Annotated in this window: 17 protein-coding genes; 10 read left to right on the forward strand and 7 right to left on the reverse strand. The window is 38.3% G+C overall.

The features are described 5' to 3' along the window. A partial coding sequence (locus tag AC33VI_RS05510; protein ID WP_491781262.1) for a Y-family DNA polymerase occupies positions 1-300 on the forward strand: 300 nt, incomplete at its 5' end. 138 nt (positions 301-438) lie between these two features. Here the strand turns inward: AC33VI_RS05510 and AC33VI_RS05515 are convergent. Continuing rightward, complete coding sequence (locus tag AC33VI_RS05515; RefSeq protein WP_491781263.1) at positions 439-750, reverse strand: helix-turn-helix domain-containing protein; 312 nt, start codon at positions 748-750, stop codon at positions 439-441. On the opposite strand from AC33VI_RS05515, the gene AC33VI_RS05520 reads away from it, so the two are divergent. After that, positions 690-1,022, forward strand: a complete 333-nt coding sequence (locus AC33VI_RS05520) for a type II toxin-antitoxin system PemK/MazF family toxin (RefSeq protein ID WP_491781264.1) — start codon at positions 690-692, stop codon at positions 1,020-1,022. The genes AC33VI_RS05515 and AC33VI_RS05520 overlap by 61 nt on opposite strands. A gap of 49 nt (positions 1,023-1,071) precedes the next feature. Here AC33VI_RS05520 and AC33VI_RS05525 read toward each other — a convergent pair whose 3' ends face one another. From AC33VI_RS05525 to AC33VI_RS05535, 3 genes are read right to left on the reverse strand one after another with little or no spacing between them, the layout of a single operon-like run. Further along, positions 1,072-2,049 (reverse strand): helix-turn-helix domain-containing protein, encoded by a 978-nt coding sequence (locus tag AC33VI_RS05525; RefSeq protein ID WP_491781265.1) that lies wholly within the window; start codon positions 2,047-2,049, stop codon positions 1,072-1,074. A gap of 1 nt (position 2,050) precedes the next feature. Beyond that, the gene (locus AC33VI_RS05530; protein ID WP_491781277.1) at positions 2,051-2,320 is read right to left on the reverse strand and encodes a PadR family transcriptional regulator; all 270 of its coding nucleotides are present in this window, start codon (positions 2,318-2,320) and stop codon (positions 2,051-2,053) included. Next, positions 2,320-3,186 (reverse strand): phosphate/phosphite/phosphonate ABC transporter substrate-binding protein, encoded by an 867-nt coding sequence (locus AC33VI_RS05535; RefSeq protein ID WP_491781266.1) that lies wholly within the window; start codon positions 3,184-3,186, stop codon positions 2,320-2,322. The genes AC33VI_RS05530 and AC33VI_RS05535 overlap by 1 nt, the downstream gene beginning before the upstream one ends. Positions 3,187-3,436: 250 nt before the next feature. Here AC33VI_RS05535 and AC33VI_RS05540 point away from each other — a divergent pair, with 250 nt between their 5' ends. Then, positions 3,437-4,366 (forward strand): c-type heme family protein, encoded by a 930-nt coding sequence (locus tag AC33VI_RS05540; RefSeq protein WP_491781267.1) that lies wholly within the window; start codon positions 3,437-3,439, stop codon positions 4,364-4,366. Here the strand turns inward: AC33VI_RS05540 and AC33VI_RS05545 are convergent. After that, positions 4,363-5,694 (reverse strand): Sll1247 family protein, encoded by a 1,332-nt coding sequence (locus AC33VI_RS05545; RefSeq protein ID WP_491781268.1) that lies wholly within the window; start codon positions 5,692-5,694, stop codon positions 4,363-4,365. The genes AC33VI_RS05540 and AC33VI_RS05545 overlap by 4 nt on opposite strands. Before the next feature lie 204 nt (positions 5,695-5,898). Here AC33VI_RS05545 and AC33VI_RS05550 point away from each other — a divergent pair, with 204 nt between their 5' ends. Then, the gene (locus tag AC33VI_RS05550; RefSeq protein ID WP_491781269.1) at positions 5,899-7,242 is read left to right on the forward strand and encodes a UDP-N-acetylmuramoyl-tripeptide--D-alanyl-D-alanine ligase; all 1,344 of its coding nucleotides are present in this window, start codon (positions 5,899-5,901) and stop codon (positions 7,240-7,242) included. Here the strand turns inward: AC33VI_RS05550 and AC33VI_RS05555 are convergent. Together AC33VI_RS05555 and AC33VI_RS05560 are read right to left on the reverse strand one after the other, a co-directional pair. Next, positions 7,239-7,889 carry a hypothetical protein gene (locus AC33VI_RS05555; RefSeq protein WP_491781270.1) on the reverse strand — a complete coding sequence of 217 codons (651 nt, stop codon included), beginning with the start codon at positions 7,887-7,889 and terminating at the stop codon, positions 7,239-7,241. The genes AC33VI_RS05550 and AC33VI_RS05555 overlap by 4 nt on opposite strands. Positions 7,890-8,041: 152 nt before the next feature. Further along, the gene (locus AC33VI_RS05560; RefSeq protein WP_491781271.1) at positions 8,042-8,986 is read right to left on the reverse strand and encodes a histone deacetylase family protein; all 945 of its coding nucleotides are present in this window, start codon (positions 8,984-8,986) and stop codon (positions 8,042-8,044) included. 259 nt (positions 8,987-9,245) lie between these two features. Here AC33VI_RS05560 and AC33VI_RS05565 point away from each other — a divergent pair, with 259 nt between their 5' ends. From AC33VI_RS05565 to uraD, 6 genes are all read left to right on the forward strand, one after another. Next, positions 9,246-10,976: an ABC transporter ATP-binding protein gene (locus AC33VI_RS05565; RefSeq protein ID WP_491781272.1), complete on the forward strand. Its 1,731-nt coding sequence runs from the start codon at positions 9,246-9,248 to the stop codon at positions 10,974-10,976. A gap of 428 nt (positions 10,977-11,404) precedes the next feature. After that, positions 11,405-12,832: an NCS2 family permease gene (locus AC33VI_RS05570; protein ID WP_491781273.1), complete on the forward strand. Its 1,428-nt coding sequence runs from the start codon at positions 11,405-11,407 to the stop codon at positions 12,830-12,832. Positions 12,833-12,841: 9 nt separating this feature from the next. After that, positions 12,842-14,254, forward strand: coding sequence for a uracil-xanthine permease family protein (locus tag AC33VI_RS05575; RefSeq protein ID WP_491781274.1), 1,413 nt, complete (start codon positions 12,842-12,844; stop codon positions 14,252-14,254). A 143-nt stretch (positions 14,255-14,397) separates the two neighbouring features. After that, positions 14,398-15,561: an FAD-dependent urate hydroxylase HpxO gene (gene hpxO / locus AC33VI_RS05580; protein WP_491781275.1), complete on the forward strand. Its 1,164-nt coding sequence runs from the start codon at positions 14,398-14,400 to the stop codon at positions 15,559-15,561. Between the two features lie 32 nt (positions 15,562-15,593). Continuing rightward, positions 15,594-15,953, forward strand: a complete 360-nt coding sequence (gene uraH / locus AC33VI_RS05585) for a hydroxyisourate hydrolase (protein WP_491781276.1) — start codon at positions 15,594-15,596, stop codon at positions 15,951-15,953. Positions 15,954-16,005: 52 nt separating this feature from the next. Continuing rightward, complete coding sequence (gene uraD, locus AC33VI_RS05590) at positions 16,006-16,491, forward strand: 2-oxo-4-hydroxy-4-carboxy-5-ureidoimidazoline decarboxylase (RefSeq protein ID WP_491781278.1); 486 nt, start codon at positions 16,006-16,008, stop codon at positions 16,489-16,491. Positions 16,492-16,602 lie beyond the last annotated feature (111 nt).

The following is a 16,602-nucleotide window of genomic DNA, read 5'->3' on the forward strand; positions in this document are numbered from 1 at the left end:
AGTGAAAATAAGCTAGGGTTGCCCTACGCTTGTACTGTTGCTAAACGCATTCGCCAAGAAATACTAAAAGAAACTAATCTCACTGCCTCGGCTGGGGTTTCGGTCAATAAATTCCTGGCAAAAATCGCTTCGGGTATTAATAAACCAAACGGTATGAAAGTAATTCTGCCAGAGGATGCGATCGCCTTGGTTGAAACTCTACCAATTGAAGTATTTAACGGTATTGGTAAAGTTACCGCAGCCAAGATGAGGAAATTAGGAATAGAAACTGGGGCGGATCTAAAAATGCGATCGCGTTAAGAATATGGTGAAGAGTAGGAATTGCAGAAGTCATGGAACGTATCGGGCATCCCGAAATATTTCATTACTGATAGGGCTAAAGAATTTAAGTCAAACCATTCTTAGTTTTTCAGCAAGCCCTACTTAGATCTTGTGCGACTATTTCCGAAAAAAAGCGCACCGCCTGCGCTGAGGTCTCCTCAGCGTAAAGACGGAGCAAGCAGGGGTTCTTCCTCCCGAATGTTGATACAAGAGTGCTGTTATACCTTCTCGGTTATAGCGATGCACCCAAGACATTACTGTTTGAGGGTTTCTCCTGGTTTGTTTTCCTACAGTAGTTGCACTTTTACCTTCACTGATTTCATACAATGCCATCAGCCTTTCTCTGGTTCGAGGATGTTCTGCAGCCAATGCTTCTTCTCTTAGTAACTCTCTGCTTTGATTCCAACGAGCACAATCTACTTTTAACATCAACTCAATTTAGTCTTATTTTTCTCCTCTCAATCAGCCTATTTTATTTTTGGTCAAAACTCCAGTTTTCAATCTGGACGGGGTTTAAAGGTGGCTTAATACTCACTTTGAACACCAGAAAAATCAAACCTAGTCAAAACAGAAATAGTAGTATTGCTCTCGACCAAATTCGGACAGTAGATAAATCTAGATTAATCAAAAAGTTAGGAAATATTACTTTAGAAAAAAGTCAAAGTGTTGCTGATATTTTAGTTGAGATGTTTTCTATTTAGGGCGATTTATTAATTTATTAACTATACACAGGGCGATCGCCCTAACAAATTAAAGAAATAAACTAGGAGAAACTTTAAAATAAGCTCCCAATCTTTTTGCCTGTTCTTTACTAATATCTCTTTTATCATTAACAATCGAAGAAATTAATCCTTTAGATGGGCTAATGACGTTAACCAAATCGGCTTGTTTTGTACCGCTAGATCCTAAAAGATGTTGCAATATTTCATGAGGCGCAAGATTACTCCAGTCGTCTAAATTATATACTTGCTCTTCATAATCTTCAATTAATTTGACTAGTAAGCGAAACAATGCCGTTTCTTCTGGGGTAAGATTATTTTTTTTAGCAATTAAACTTTCTGTTACCGAGACGATAGCTGTCCAACTAAGACCAATAGCAGCGAGGGTCAAACAGATACCGCTAATCCAAGCAGTTAACCAAGAGAGCAAGAACCGTCGTCCTAAAAACATGACTACGATTTGAATCAAAGTTAAGACAATCAGACTATGACCAGCAAGATTATGCAAACTCAACATAAGTGAGCCATTGGTAACTTCTTCGACAATCATTGTCAGGGATTTATAAGCTCCAAGTGCCGTAGGCTGATAGTAAAATGCTAGCAAAATGCCAGTAAAAGCAGCAATACCACAAAGGGTAAGTTCTACCACTGCTGAAAGTGTAGCCGTTCGTTGAAGTATATAGCGATATCGAGGGATTCCGAGCAATTGGATTACAGTGGCAACCCTTTCAGATAGAATTGAGAAGTTTAAAAAATCTTTTTCTAAGAGAAAACTTTTAAGTTTTTTGATTAGTCGATTAACAACCATGACAGTACCCACATAAGCTACGAAATACAATAAACGCCAGTGAAAAATGACCACAGTTTGCCAAGCTGGATAACGTTCCCGAAGAACTAACCGAGAAGAAATAATGTCTCTTAGCCAATCTTGATACTCTTCCCATTCTTCTGAAAAATGTCTGACAAATTTACCTATTCTGCGCGCCAATTCTAAATTCTGAGAACTCATTTCACACCCCCTCTGGCTCAGATATCCAATAAGCGACGCTTTCTAATAACTGTTGTTTCGCTTTCAGAGCTTTCCTACCAGTCCCCGTAATTTGGTAGTATTTCCGTCTAGCTCCAGTATGCTTTTCAGGTGCTTCATTACCCCATTCCGATTTAACAAAGCCTTTTTTCTCCAGTTTTTTCAAGTTGGGATAGAGAGAATTAAACCTTATCTGTTTACCTCCACTATTCTCTATTGCCTCAATAATCTCTAATCCGTAGCGTTTTCTGATTAATTATTAGTCTTAGGTTCGTAAAATAAAGCTGGTTCGGCTTTTATTCTTTCTGCAATAGGTTTGACTCTTTGAATTACCTCAATGAGATATTCATATTGGGGGATTTTTTCGTTGGGTAAAAATCTAGCCGATCCAGCAATATGAGATGGTGCTTGAGTCAATGCTTTATGGATAGCGACAAATTCTTGAGGCTCTAAGTTATCTGAAATCAAAATTGCTCCCGCAGGTATGGTGTGACTGTCGAGATGAACAACGCGAAATTGGTTTGGAGGGAATTGTTGACGATATTGATTGAATTCTTGTAAAGATAGTGCTGCTGCATCTATTTCTCGTTCTTTAAGCCATTTTAAACTCGTTTGAGGAGTGGGAGCAAAACGAACTTTTTGCAGAGTCAAACCGTAGAGATTGTAAATCGGCAAATAGTAGCCAGTAGCAGATCCTTCCTGTCCTAAAGCAATTGTTTTGCCTTTAAGATCTGTTAATTGCTCGAACTTGCTATCTTGATTAACTACAATCGTCGATCGCACTTGCTCCACTCCCTCTAGGGGAATTATCGGTTGATATTGATAGCGATCTACAGCGATCGCAGCTATCCCCGAAGAAGCAAATACTAAATCCCAATTTTGTCTGCTAATCTGTTCTAATGCCTGAATTTCATTATAGGCTGGTTCTAATTCGACGATGCTTTTTAGTTGAATACTCAGATAGTCTTGTAGATTGGCATATCTATCGAGGGATTGATTGCTTTCTCCATAACCAACTACGCCAATAACTAGTTTTTTAGAGATTCCTTCGTCTACTTTCCTGCAAGCTGTAACCAGCAATAATACAAATACAATCCTCAAACAACGTCGCCACAACATAATTTTGTTAATTTAAGCTAAAAAAAATTAATATTATTTAATAATAAAAACTGAATCGATAAAATCATTCTTTAACTAAAGAATATATCAACAAAAACCAGGGTCATAATAGATATTTTAATATTTATTATTTTTGTAGTTTAGATTGAGAGATTCTTACTTAAAATAATAAATATCATTTTTAATAGACAATTCTTGTTTTTAAAAAAGTTATCGATAATCTTTATTATTTTCGAGAAGCCATGTAATTATGTTTAATAATATTAAGCTGGGAATTAAATTGAATATTCTTTTAGCAATAATTCTGATAATAGCAACCCTAGCTGTGAGTTTTGTTTTATCGGGAATATTACAAAACTATGCTGAAGAGATCGTAGCCGAAAAAGCATCCTTATTAATTGAAACTATGAATTCGGTGCGACAATATACTAGCACCCAAGTAAATCCCGAATTAGCCTCTCGACTAGAAACAGAACCATTCTTCTTACCCCAAACTGTGCCTGCTTACTCTGCTAGAGAAGTTTTTGAGAATTTGAGAAGTAATGACGAATACAGTCAGTTTTTTTATAAAGAAGCTACTCTCAATCCGACAAACTTAAGAGATAAGTCAGATAAATTTGAAACTCAAATAATCAACTCTTTTCGTCAAAATTCCGCTGCTACCACTGGTAAAATGGCAGAGTTGCAAAAGTATGGTTTTCGCACTATCCCTGGAGGAAAATTATTTTATATAGCTCGTCCTCTAGCTGTGGAAAAAGAAAGTTGTTTGCGGTGTCACGGCATTCCTGAAGATGCTCCTAGAAGCCAAATTGCTACCTATGGTAACGATCGCGGTTTTGGCTGGCAATTAAATGAAATTGTAGGGGCGCAAATTATTTCCGTTCCTGCTAGCGAAGTTGTCAGACAGGCGGAAAATTTGAGTTGGTTAGTAATTGGCAAATTTTTAATCTTTTTGCTAGTTGTAATCATTTTATTAAATATATTTCTCAAACTGACAATTACCGATCCCATTAATCAAATGTCTTCTCTATCTAGAAACTTGAGTATGGGAGATTTTAGCGTCGAGTTCGATCGTGAGAGTAATGATGAGATAGGTGTTTTAGCTAAATCTTTAAACCGACTAAAAGTAAGTTTAAAAATGGCAATGGAAACGATGGAAAATAAAGATTCGCAGTCTTAAATAATTTGCATGATAGAAAAGTCAGCTTCGCCAAAATGAACGCTAAAAGCCACTTGTAAGTTTTCCAAAGACTTAACCAGCCATTGCGCGTTATCTTCCGATGCTGCTTCGTAATGGGAAAAAAGAATGGAAAATCTTTGTTCTAAATAGGGTTTTACTTTATTACACACCAAGACTAGTTTTAATAGTAAACCAATAGTTTTTACTTCTCCCATATAAGTAATCAAATCTAAATAGCGATCGTGATTAAAACTACCCTTACCATCTACTACCAAAAACTTAAATAATTGACAGTAAGTTCGCATAGTGAGAAATTCATCTAATTCGCGATTTTCAAATTCTGTCATCGTATCATTCAGACAGTAGCGCAATTTATCGTTAAAACGACGTTTGCCAAAACGAGAATCAATACCAGAGACTATATATTCATAAAGATCGTTTTTAAATTCTTTGTATGAACGAGTTTGAGTTGTATGAGTTAAGAATTTCTGGGATAAATCATAATAGCTCCAATTGTGTTCTACTTTGCCCATATAATGACGTAAAGCTCGATCTAAGTCGCGATCGCTTAGTAAAGTAGGATTTTCCACCTTTTGGATTAGTCGTTTGGGAATTTTAGTTTTATTAGCTGCCTTATATTTTTTTACCATTCGCGCCAGACGCACTCGGTTGGTAATATATTGAGCAAGATTTAATTCGTAGCTAGATTGAATTCCTGCTTGAATGGTTTCTACTGTTTGTTGAAATTCTTCGCTACTACCTTCTGTAAGCAAACAATGTTGGTGTAAATAGGGATAGCGTTGGATTAAATCTCCTACAGAATTACTAACTACTTCAATGCGTTGATGGCGACGATTTTCTGGTTCTAAACTACCATCAATTAAACGAGCTAAGCGTTGCAATCTAACAAAATATTCTGTAGTTAAAAAGTCTTTAATTAATTGTCTTTGTTTTCGACCAACACGAGAAACAATAGCCCCTGGAGGTAACGATCTTTCTAATAAGCAAACTAATTCAATAATTTCTAATTTATCGTTAGGCTGCATTTGCCAGCGATTGACTATAATATGACAACAACGGTTAAAAAACGGGATAAAATCAACTTCGGCTCTACTACTTTCAACAATGTTTTCTAAAGCAATACGAATGCGATTATCTTGATATCCCATTGCTTTGATAAACAGATGATTAAATCTTTCTAAAACTTGAAAAGGTTCTTCGGTTTTAACACAAAATAATAAATGATCGTAAATTTCTTGTTGTTCTGCTTTAGTCGAACGGGGATTTTTATTTGATTGTTTGTAAGTGCGATTATCGAGCTTCCCCATGATTTTAATTTGTCGAAGTTGTTCTAATTAACAGTTACAAAACAATTATTTGTTACCTTAATCTTAAATCTTTAATTAAAATAACGCTGTAAATTTTTTATCAAGATTCTCCAGTTTTATTGTTAGTATATACACTCAAACTATTGAGCCTAAATTAAAACTCAAAATTAATTTAGGTATTTTTTTTGTAGTCCAGATAATATAATGTATTTTTCTTTATCTCAACTAAGTGACATCCTGGAGACTCCAGCTAGATCGAACAATAACCCCACTCCAGATCTTCCAGTTTTGGGTATTGCTACAGATACACGATCCCTTGCTGAAGGAGAAATTTTTGTAGCGTTGATCGGAGAAAATTTCGACGGACATCATTTTGTCGCTCGCGCTATTGCAGGTGGTGCGATCGCCATAGTGGTCGATCGCCCGATGGAAAATATTACCGTACCTCAATATGTGGTTCGAGATACCCTAGAAGCTTATCAAAAAATTGCTCGTTGGTGGCGCGATCGCTTGAATATTCCCGTAATTGGCATTACTGGTTCGGTAGGAAAAACTAGTACTAAAGAATTAGTCGCTGCGGTATTGAGTACCCAAGGCAAGGTATTAAAAACCGAGGCTAATTTTAACAATGAGATTGGCGTACCCAAAACTTTGCTACAAATTACTCCCCAACACGACTACGCAGTGATTGAAATGGCAATGCGAGGGGAAGGAGAAATAGCCCTGTTAACTAAAATAGCCAATCCTACCATCGGTATTATTACCAACGTGGGTACGGCTCATATTGGACGCTTGGGTTCGAGAGAAGCGATCGCTCGTGCTAAATGCGAACTTTTAGCAGAGATGCCCCATATTAGCACTGCTATTTTAAATTATGACAATTCTTTATTGCAAGCTACGGCAGAAAAAGTTTGGTCGGGAAAAACCATCACCTATGGAATGAAGGGGGGCGATATTCAGGGAGAAATAACAGGAGAAAAAATCAACGCCTTGGGACGCAGCTTTCCTTTACCCCTGCCAGGAGAACACAATGCCAGTAATTATCTAGCTGCTATTGCGGTAGCACGAGAATTAAAAATCGATCTAGACACTTTAGCAGCAGGAATTGAAGTCAAACTACCCAAAGGGCGATCTCGTCGTTACAATCTGGCTAACGATATAGTGGTGTTAGATGAAACCTACAATGCAGGTTTAGAATCGATGCTCGCTGCCTTGCAAATGCTCAAAAACACCCCAGGCAAACGCCATATTGCCGTTCTGGGTACGATGAAAGAACTGGGAGAATATTCACCACAGCTACACCGACAAGTAGGAAAAAAAGCCCAAGAATTAGCCTTAGATTTAGTTCTAGTATTAGCTGACGAAGCAGCCACTCAAGAAATAGCCATCGGTGCGGAAAATATTCCTAGTGAATGTTTTAGGGACTGGGCTAGTTTAACCCATAAATTAAAACAGATAATTCAATCGGGCGATCGCATTATCTGTAAAGCTTCCAACTCAGTTGGTTTAAATCGAGTAGTCGAAGCATTAACTAACAGTAATTATTAATTACTAGAACCCCAATCTTCAATGCCCAAACTCTTGGGGGAAATCCACAAAGATTCGCTTTGTTTTTGACGATAGCGAGATAAACGTCGGCGAGATTTTAATGTTTCTCGCACAACATATCTAAACCATTGGTCAATATCAGCACCAGCTTGGTAGGGATCTATAAAAGCTTCTTCGGCAATATCAATAATCATCCGAACTAACTCAGAAATAGAAATTTCCAAATAGCGACAGTGTAAATTTGCTTCTTTTTCCCAATGAGGTAATGTTTCATCTCCTATTGCCATATTTCTGGCTAATTCAATCAGATCGTAATGGTCGGTGTACCAAACTTCGTTGTATTCCATGTCAGGAAAAATATTAGCTTTACTTGCCAAGATATCAATAATACAAATTACCAGAGTATTAATTTTATTTTCTTCGGCTGAAGTATAGCGTTCTTTAATTATTGCCCTTAACATTTGCGCCAAATTGGTATATCTTTCCTGAGCAATTTTGCAAGCTTCTTTGTAATTGTAATCGGCTAAAGCAGCAAATTTATCGTGTTTGGTCTTAGGTAATTTATTATGTCTTTGTCGTGCTTTTTCCAATTGTGGGTTGGGACTAGATGTTAAAGCTAGGGGGTGAAACAATTTAAGTAAGAACATAATAAACTACTGTTGATAAATACCTTAAGCTGGTTTTGAAGATGTATATTTGTATTTTTAAATGATTACTTAAATTTGAATGACTATATATGATTTCGATCGCTAAATGAGTAGATCTACATCTAACTAATAACAACCGATACTAAACCGAATTAGTTGCCAAAAACCTCCTTGGCAGCACGATGCAAAAGAGAATGACGATATACTAAAGCAGACATATCTTTGCCATATCCTCCGCCAATGACGCAAGCAACGGGATAGCCCTCCGCTTGGCAAGTACTTAAAACCATTCTTTCTCGACGATAGATACCCCAATCTGTCAGAGCTAATTTCCCCAGGCGATCGCTGACATGGGTATCCACTCCCGCATCGAATAAAACTATATCTGGTTGGACTCGATCTAGTAAATCTGGTAGATGACTGGCTAATATTTGCAAATAACCATCATCATCCAAATCGATGGGTAAAGGTACATCGAGATCGCTTTGTTGCTTTCTTCCTGGAAAGTTTGCTTCGCAGTGCATCGAAAAAGTAAAAACGCGATCGTCATTTTGAAAAATATAAGCCGTGCCATCTCCCTGATGGACATCACAATCAACAATTAAAATCTTCTTAACTAATTTTTCTGCTAATAAAACCCTGGATGCGATCGCCAGATCGTTAAAAATGCAAAATCCCGAGCCATAACTGGGGAAAGCATGATGAGTACCCCCAGCGGTATTGCAAGCACAGCCATGTTTTAAAGCTAATTTAGCCGCCAAGATCGTTCCCCCCACAGCAATGCGAGTACGATGGGCTAATGCTGCACTCCAAGGCAAACCAATACGACGCTGTGCTTTATATTCCAACGTGCCATTACAATAAGCTCGGACGTATTTTGGGGTATGAACTAATTCAATTAATTCTAAGTCTGGTAATTCTGGTTGATAAATTTGCTCTGGTACTATTACTCCATCTTTCAGCAATAAATCCCGCAATATTTTGAACTTGGGCATGGGAAATCGATGGGCATCTGGCAAAGGAGCGACATAATCGGGATGATAGACAATAGCAAAATTATAGAAGTTATTTTTATTCTTATTTACAAGGGATCCCATTAATTTTTTGAGCGGCTTTTTTTAAGTAAAGATGAAGATTGACTTCTTTCAAACAAGTTATGATGAACAAACAAAAATAACTAATAAATTATGAAATAATGAAATCAAGACTAGATATTCATTATTATTTACCAATTTTGAAAGGTGCGTTAGTAGATGGCGTGCTTTTTTTTTGGCAATTTTCCCTAAAGACGTATCATGATACGTCTTTATTGTTGAGGTAGACTAAGGACGAATATTTAATTTTCCTGAATAAATTTTGCAAAATCGTTCCAACTATTGGCAGCTTATTCCTTTTGTGCTTCCTCAAAGTCTAACCATAGGGTTGGCTTTTATTTGCACCCTATTGTTTACTACTCTTTGGCCAATTCAAGCTTGGTTGGCTGGAGAAATGACCGAATACATAGGAAAAGGCGATACTAATAATATTGCTAGATTAGCGGGGCTAGCGGCAGTTATTTTTATTGCCAAAGGTTTTGTCCAATACGGGCAAGATTCTTTGATGGCGAAAGCAGCTTTAACTATTGCTCTCGATTTGCGGAAAGTGGTTTACAGTCATTTACAAAAATTGAGTTTAAATTATTTTGAGATTGCTAAAACAGGAGATTTAACCTATCGCCTGACAGAAGATATTGATCGCATTGGCGAAGTGGTCAATCAGTTTTTTCATGATTTTGTTCCTTGTATTCTCCAGTTAATTGTGGTTTTGGGTTATATGCTGTGGCTTAACTGGCAATTAACTATCGCAACTTTAGTTTTAGCTCCTTTAATGGCATTTATTATTGGGGCTTTTGGCGAAAAACTATTGCAATATTCTCGAAAAAGTCAAAATCGTATTTCTAATTTATCAGCACTATTAACCGAAGTTTTAAGCGGAATTAGATTAGTTCAAGCTTTTGCTGCCGAAGATTATGAATTAGCCAGATTTACTCAAGAAGCAGAAGGCAATCGTCAGGCAAAATATCAAGCGGAAAAAGCTAAAGCTTTTCAATTTGTAGTAGTTGGTTTTTTAACCTTAATGAGTGTAGTTGCTATTTTTTTCTTAGGTGGCTGGCAAATTTCGCAAAACAATCTGACGGGCAAAGAATTTGTGAGTTATTTGGCAGGGGTAGCCCTATTAATCGATCCGATTACCCATACAACCAATAACTACAATAGCTTCAAAGAAGGTCAAGCTTCGGTAGATAAAATCTTTGAATTATTGGCAATATCTCCTAGCGTCGTTGAAAAAAATAATGCCACTGTATTAGAAGCAGTTAAGGGAAAAGTTGAATACGATTCGGTTAGTTTTAGTTATCATTCCAATACTTTAGTAATTAACGACCTCAGTTTCATCGCTCATCCTGGAGAAACTATTGCTTTAGTTGGTAGCTCTGGTGCGGGCAAGTCTACTTTAGTCAATCTGTTACCTCGCTTTTATAATGCCGATCGAGGTAATATATTAATTGACGGTATAAATATCAATGACGTTACTCTCAAGAGCCTCAGACAACAGATTGGTATTGTTCCCCAAGAAACAACTTTGTTTTCTGGTACTATTGCCCAAAATATTGCTTTTGGTAAAGATAATTTCGATCTAAAAAAAATCGAAACAGCAGCTAAAATTGCTAACGCCCATCAATTCATTAGCGAACTATCTCAAGGCTACTTTTCTTATATCGGAGAAAGGGGAGTCAATCTATCTGGAGGACAAAAACAAAGAATTGCGATCGCTCGTGCTATTTTACTCGATCCTCGGATCTTAATCTTAGATGAAGCCACTTCCGCCCTCGATTCAGAATCAGAAACTTTGGTACAAGAAGCACTAGAAAGAATAATGGAAGATCGGACTGTATTTGTCATCGCCCATCGTTTAGCTACAGTGCGTCGAGCTAGTCGCATTCTAGTCCTAGAAAAAGGTCGCATAATCGAATCGGGAAACCATCAAGAATTATTAGCCCAAAATGGCAAATATGCTAGTTTCTATGCCAAGCAATTTCAATTAGATTAGACTTTTGTAAGAAATAAGGGGAAAGGGTTAAAGGAACAAAAATCAACAAAAATATTATTAAAAAAACTTTTACAAGAGGTCTATTGAATTGTTGGTAAATCCTTAAAATTTGTCTTTAACTTTGTATTAAAAATTTCGACGAAATCAATTTCATAACCTTGTTATAAATGCGCTCTCATGTTCAATCTATTTTTTTGTCGTTGATTTTCTACTATTTTGGGGTTAAGAATTGCTTTTAAAGTGCGATCGGCAAGTAAATATAGTGGTTCTTCGGAATTAGGACTGATAGTAAATAAAAGTTTTGAACAATTGTGTTTAAATTCAAAGTTTTGTGACAAGCAACTATGAAGTAACTCTAGATACAGTTTTTCTGATTTTTACTGTATACAGTATCCAATAAAGACCTTTGGCAAGAGAGTATCAAAAGAGTGACTGTAGCGAAGCAAAAAAGTGAAAATCAACCGAGAGGAACACCGCCTCATAATGGGATCTTAGATGCGATCGCGCGTTATTTTCAATTCGAGCGCTATAAAACTAGTTTTCGCACTGAAATCTTAGCTGGCGTGACTACCTTTATGACCATGGCGTACATTTTGGTAGTCAATCCTTTAATTCTTTCCGATGCTATATTTCTCAGCGAACCAAGAGATTTGTTTAGTTCCTTGGTGGTAGCTACCGCAGTATCGGCAGGTATCGGCACCTTGATTATGGGCTTACTCGGAAAGTATCCCTTCGCCCTTGCCCCTGGTATGGGAATTAATGCCTTTTTTGCCTATTCGGTAGTGTTGGGTTTGGGTATTGACTGGCGGGTAGCTTTAGCTTGTGTCTTTTTAGAAGGGTTGGTATTCATTCTGCTAACGGTTACCGATATTCGCCGTCATCTAATTACTGCCGTACCAAGTTCGATTAAATCTGCAACTACTGTCGGCATAGGTTTATTTCTAGCCTATATCGGCTTAGGTGGAGCTACAGAAACAGGCGGGGCGGGACTAATTGTGGCAAATGAAGTTACTAAAACCGATTTTGGCAGCTTGGCACAACCTCAAACTCTGATGGCAATCTTTGGTATTTTCTTGACTGCGTTCTTTATGGTACGACGCATTAGAGGGGCATTGTTATGGGGAATTGTGGGTACGGCTTTACTCGGTTGGGTATTTGGCGTAGCTACTGCACCCCAAGGAATTGCATCTATTCCAGCTTTCCCTAAAGATTTATTTGGGGCTGCATTTGTTGGTTTGGGAGGAATAAATAGTAACAACTGGATTGATTTTATCGCTGTGTTACTGGTGTTTTTATTTGTGGATATGTTCGACACCATCGGCACTTTATCGGGGGTAGGAATGCAGGCGGGATATATCGATGACAATGGAGAATTACCCAGGGCAAATCAGGCTTTAACCGCAGATGCGATCGCAACTACCACAGGGGCAATTATGGGAACATCTAGCGTGACTACCTTTGTGGAGTCAGCATCGGGAGTGGCAGAGGGTGGACGTACTGGTTTTACCTCAGTGATAGTTGCAGGATTATTCTTTATCTCCTTAATATTCACGCCGATTTTTGAAGCCATACCAGCGTTTGCTACTACTCCCGCTTTAACCATCGTGGGGGTATTAATGATGGCAAGCATTACCAATATTAACTGGGAAGATTTAACCGAAGCCATACCTGCATTCCTGACTATATTTTTTATTCCCTTTGCCTTTTCTATTGCAGCAGGTCTATCTATTGGCTTAATTGCCTATCCCTTAATCAAAACTTTTAGCGGCAAAGCTAAAGATGTCCCAACAATTACCTGGATATTAGCAGCTATATTTATTGCCCGCTTTATTTTTATGACTTTACGTTTTGGATAAATTTAATTAATGACTAATCAAGAATTAACTATAGAAACAGATAATATGCCAAGTGAAGCACCCGCTTCGATTAAATCTGATTTAATTTATGGTTTAGAAGCCCGCCCACCCTTTGTCGAGGCAATATTTGTGGCATTGCAGCACGTCTTTGCCTGTTTTGTAGGCATTATTACCCCTGGATTGATTATTTGCGGGGCGTTGGAAGTATCTCCCGCCGACACTACTTTTATTTTGAGTATGTCCTTGGTGGTTTCTGGGATTGCTACCTTTATCCAGGCAAAAAAATTTGGTCCTGTAGGTTCGGGTTTACTTAGCGTACAGGGAACGAGTTTTGCTTTTTTAGGTCCTATTATTGCTACAGGACTAGCAGTTAAAGGCAATGGAGGTACGGCAGAAGATGCTTTGGGTTTAATCTTCGGCTTATGTTTCTTTGGTGCGTTTGTGGAGATTTTTGTTAGTCGCTTTCTTCATCTGGCAAATAAAATCATTACTCCCTTGGTAACGGGAGTGGTAGTAACTTTGATTGGTTTAACCTTAATTAAAGTTGGTTTGATCTCTATGGGTGGCGGTCAACCATTGCTTAACAGTTTGCAAGCGGGGGAAGAAAGCAATTTTGGTTCTCCCGTCTATTTGGGTGTAGCCCTTTTAGTTTTAGCAGTTATCGTTGCTTTAAATAGTACTAGCAATAACTTCCTGCGGATGTCTTCCATTGTTGTGGGGTTGATTGTAGGTTATGTCGTCTCAATTCCTTTAGGATTGGTCGATTTTAGTAATTTAGCGGGTTTGCCTCCTGTGGCTTTACCAATTCCTTTCCGCTACGGGTTTAATTTTAATTTTGGGGCGTTTATTCCCTTTGCTTTCTTATATTTAATTACGGCGATCGAATCTATTGGCGATCTGACAGCAACTTCCGCTATTTCTGGCGAACCCATTGAAGGGGCAAAATACTTTAGACGGATTAAAGGAGGAGTATTAGGCGATGGCATAAACTCAATTATTGCTGCTTGTTTGAATACTTTCCCCAATACTACTTTCAGTCAAAACAACGGTGTGATACAGCTTACAGGAGTTGGCAGTCGTTATCTGGGCTATTTCATCTCGGTAATTTTTGTGATTCTGGGTCTATTTCCCATTGTTGCAGGGGTTTTTCAGGCGTTACCCCAACCAGTCTTGGGCGGTGCAACCATTGTCATGTTTGGTACGGTAGCTGTAGCGGGAATTAAGATTCTTTCCTGCGTCAATCTTACCAAGCGTAACTCAATTATCTTGGCATTATCTTTAGGCTTGGGTTTAGGTGTTAGCGTCGTTCCCGAAGCTTTAAATCAAATGCCTTCCTTGATTAAAAGTATCTTTTCTTCTGGTATTTCTACAGGGGGAATTACCGCATTATTGTTAAATATAATTTTGCCAGGACGAGAATAGATATAGTACAAACAGAAAAATATATAGCTAGGGACTAGGGGACTGGGAGACGGGGAGACTGGGAGAAGAAGCTAAAAGCTAAAAGCTGATAGCTAATAGCTAATAGCTTAAAACCAATAACTAACAACTATTAGCAAAAAATTATGTATCACTTAAAAGCAATTATAATTGGCGCGGGAATGGCGGGATTGGCAGCAGGGATTGCTTTACGTCAGGCGGGCTATGAAGTTGAGATTTATGAAAAGACGAGAAAGTTACGTCCTGCGGGGGCGGGAATTTCTTTATGGTCGAATGGGATTAAGGTTCTCAATAAATTGGGTCTAGGGGAAGAGATTGCAGCCATTGGCGGACAAATGAACCGCATGGAATATCGCAATCTTCAGGGAGAGATTCTTAACGATGTTAATCTTATTCCCTTGATGGAACAGGTAGGACAAAGACCCTATCCAGTATCCCGTACGGATTTACAGCAAATGATGCTGAAGGCTTTTGGCGAGTCTGATGTCAAAATGGGGATGCGCTGTGTTGAGGTGAAGCAGGATGCTGATAGTGTTACCGCAATCTTTGAAGATGGCAGTAACGCTACTGGCGATGTAGTTATCGGGGCAGACGGTGTAAAGTCAGTGGTGCGTAACTATCTGGCGGGGGGAAAAGTTGAACCGCGCTATGCTGGTTACGTTAACTGGAATGGTTTAGTAGAAGCTAGTCCCGATTTAGCGGAAAATGATGTCTGGGTAATTTATGTTGGGGAAGGAAAACGAGCATCTATGATGCCTGTGGGGGATAATCGCTTTTATTTTTTTATGGGTTGTCCTAAACCCCAAGGAACAACCCCACCTAACGGAGATATCCGCACTGAATTAAAAGATATTTTTGCAGGGTGGGCGCAACCAGTCCAGAATCTAATCGAAAAATTAGACCCAGAACAGGTAAATCGTTTGGAAATAGGCGACATCGATCCTCTGCCCAGTCTGGTTAACGGTAGAATTGCCTTAGTAGGGGACTCGGCACACGCTACTACTCCAACTTTAGGACAAGGGGGCTGTCAAGCGATGGAGGATGCAGAAGTATTGTGTCGCTATTTAGTAACCACTAATATTAGTGTTGAAGATGCACTCAAACGTTATGAAGCGGAACGCAAAGAAAGAGTGGCAAAATTGGTCTTGAAAGCCCGCAAGCGCACTGATACTATTTATAACAAAGAACCAGATCTAACTCAGCAATGGTACGAACAACTAAAACAAGAAAAACCTGAAGACGTTACAGGCGCGATCGCAAAAATCATCCTTGGTGGTCCATTGCACTAACTAACTAACAACTAACAACTAACAACTAATCAATGTCAGGTAAATTAACAACTCACGTATTAGATACAGCAAATGGTTGTCCAGGCAAAGGAATTGCGATCGCTTTATGGAAGCTAGATCTGAATATAGATTCTAAAACTTTATTCAAAACTACCAAAACTAATCGAGATGGTCGTACTGACGAACCACTACTAACTGGAGGAGAATTAAAAATAGGGGTATACGAGTTGGTTTTTTCTGTGGGTAATTATTTTGCTCGTTATGGTAATTACCCCGAACCACTTTTTTTAGATCGAATTCCCATTCGTTTTGGCATTAGCGATCTTAAAGCTCACTATCACGTTCCTTTATTAGTTTCTCCTTGGTCTTATAGTACTTATCGAGGTAGTTAGTTATTAGTCATTAGTGAAAAATCAACAGTATACTATCGCCCAATTAAATCAAATGTCTCAAGGGGAATTTACCGCAGCCTTGGGAAATATTTGGGAAGAAACACCAGCAATTGCAGAACAAGCTTGGCATCGTAGACCTTTTGAAGATGCTGAGGCTTTATATCAAGCTATGGTGGCAATTGTTAATAGCATGAGCGTAACCGAGCAACTAGCCTTAATTAAAGCTCATCCCGATCTTGGTGCAAAAACTAAGATGGCTGAAGCTTCAGTGCAAGAACAGGCAGGAATAGGTTTAGATCGCTTATCTGAAGCGGAATATCAACGTTTTCAATCCCTCAATCAAGCTTACAAAGATGAGTTTGGTTTCCCTTTTATCGTGGCGGTGAAATATTACACGAAACAAACTATTTTGCAAGCATTTGAAACTCGTTTGCAGAATAGCCAGGAAACAGAAAAACAGCAAGCGTTAGCTGAAATAAGCAAAATAGCTCGACTGCGTTTGAAGTCGTTAGTAACTGACTATGGATCTAGTGATTAGTTATTATAGTCGTTCTAATTAATTTCCGTACTATCTCAGTAATTTGTTCGGGGGATTAGGGATTAGGGGTTAGGGATTAGGGAGCAATAATTAGTACATATTTTCGTATGG

Source organism: Waterburya sp. (assembly GCF_058530065.1).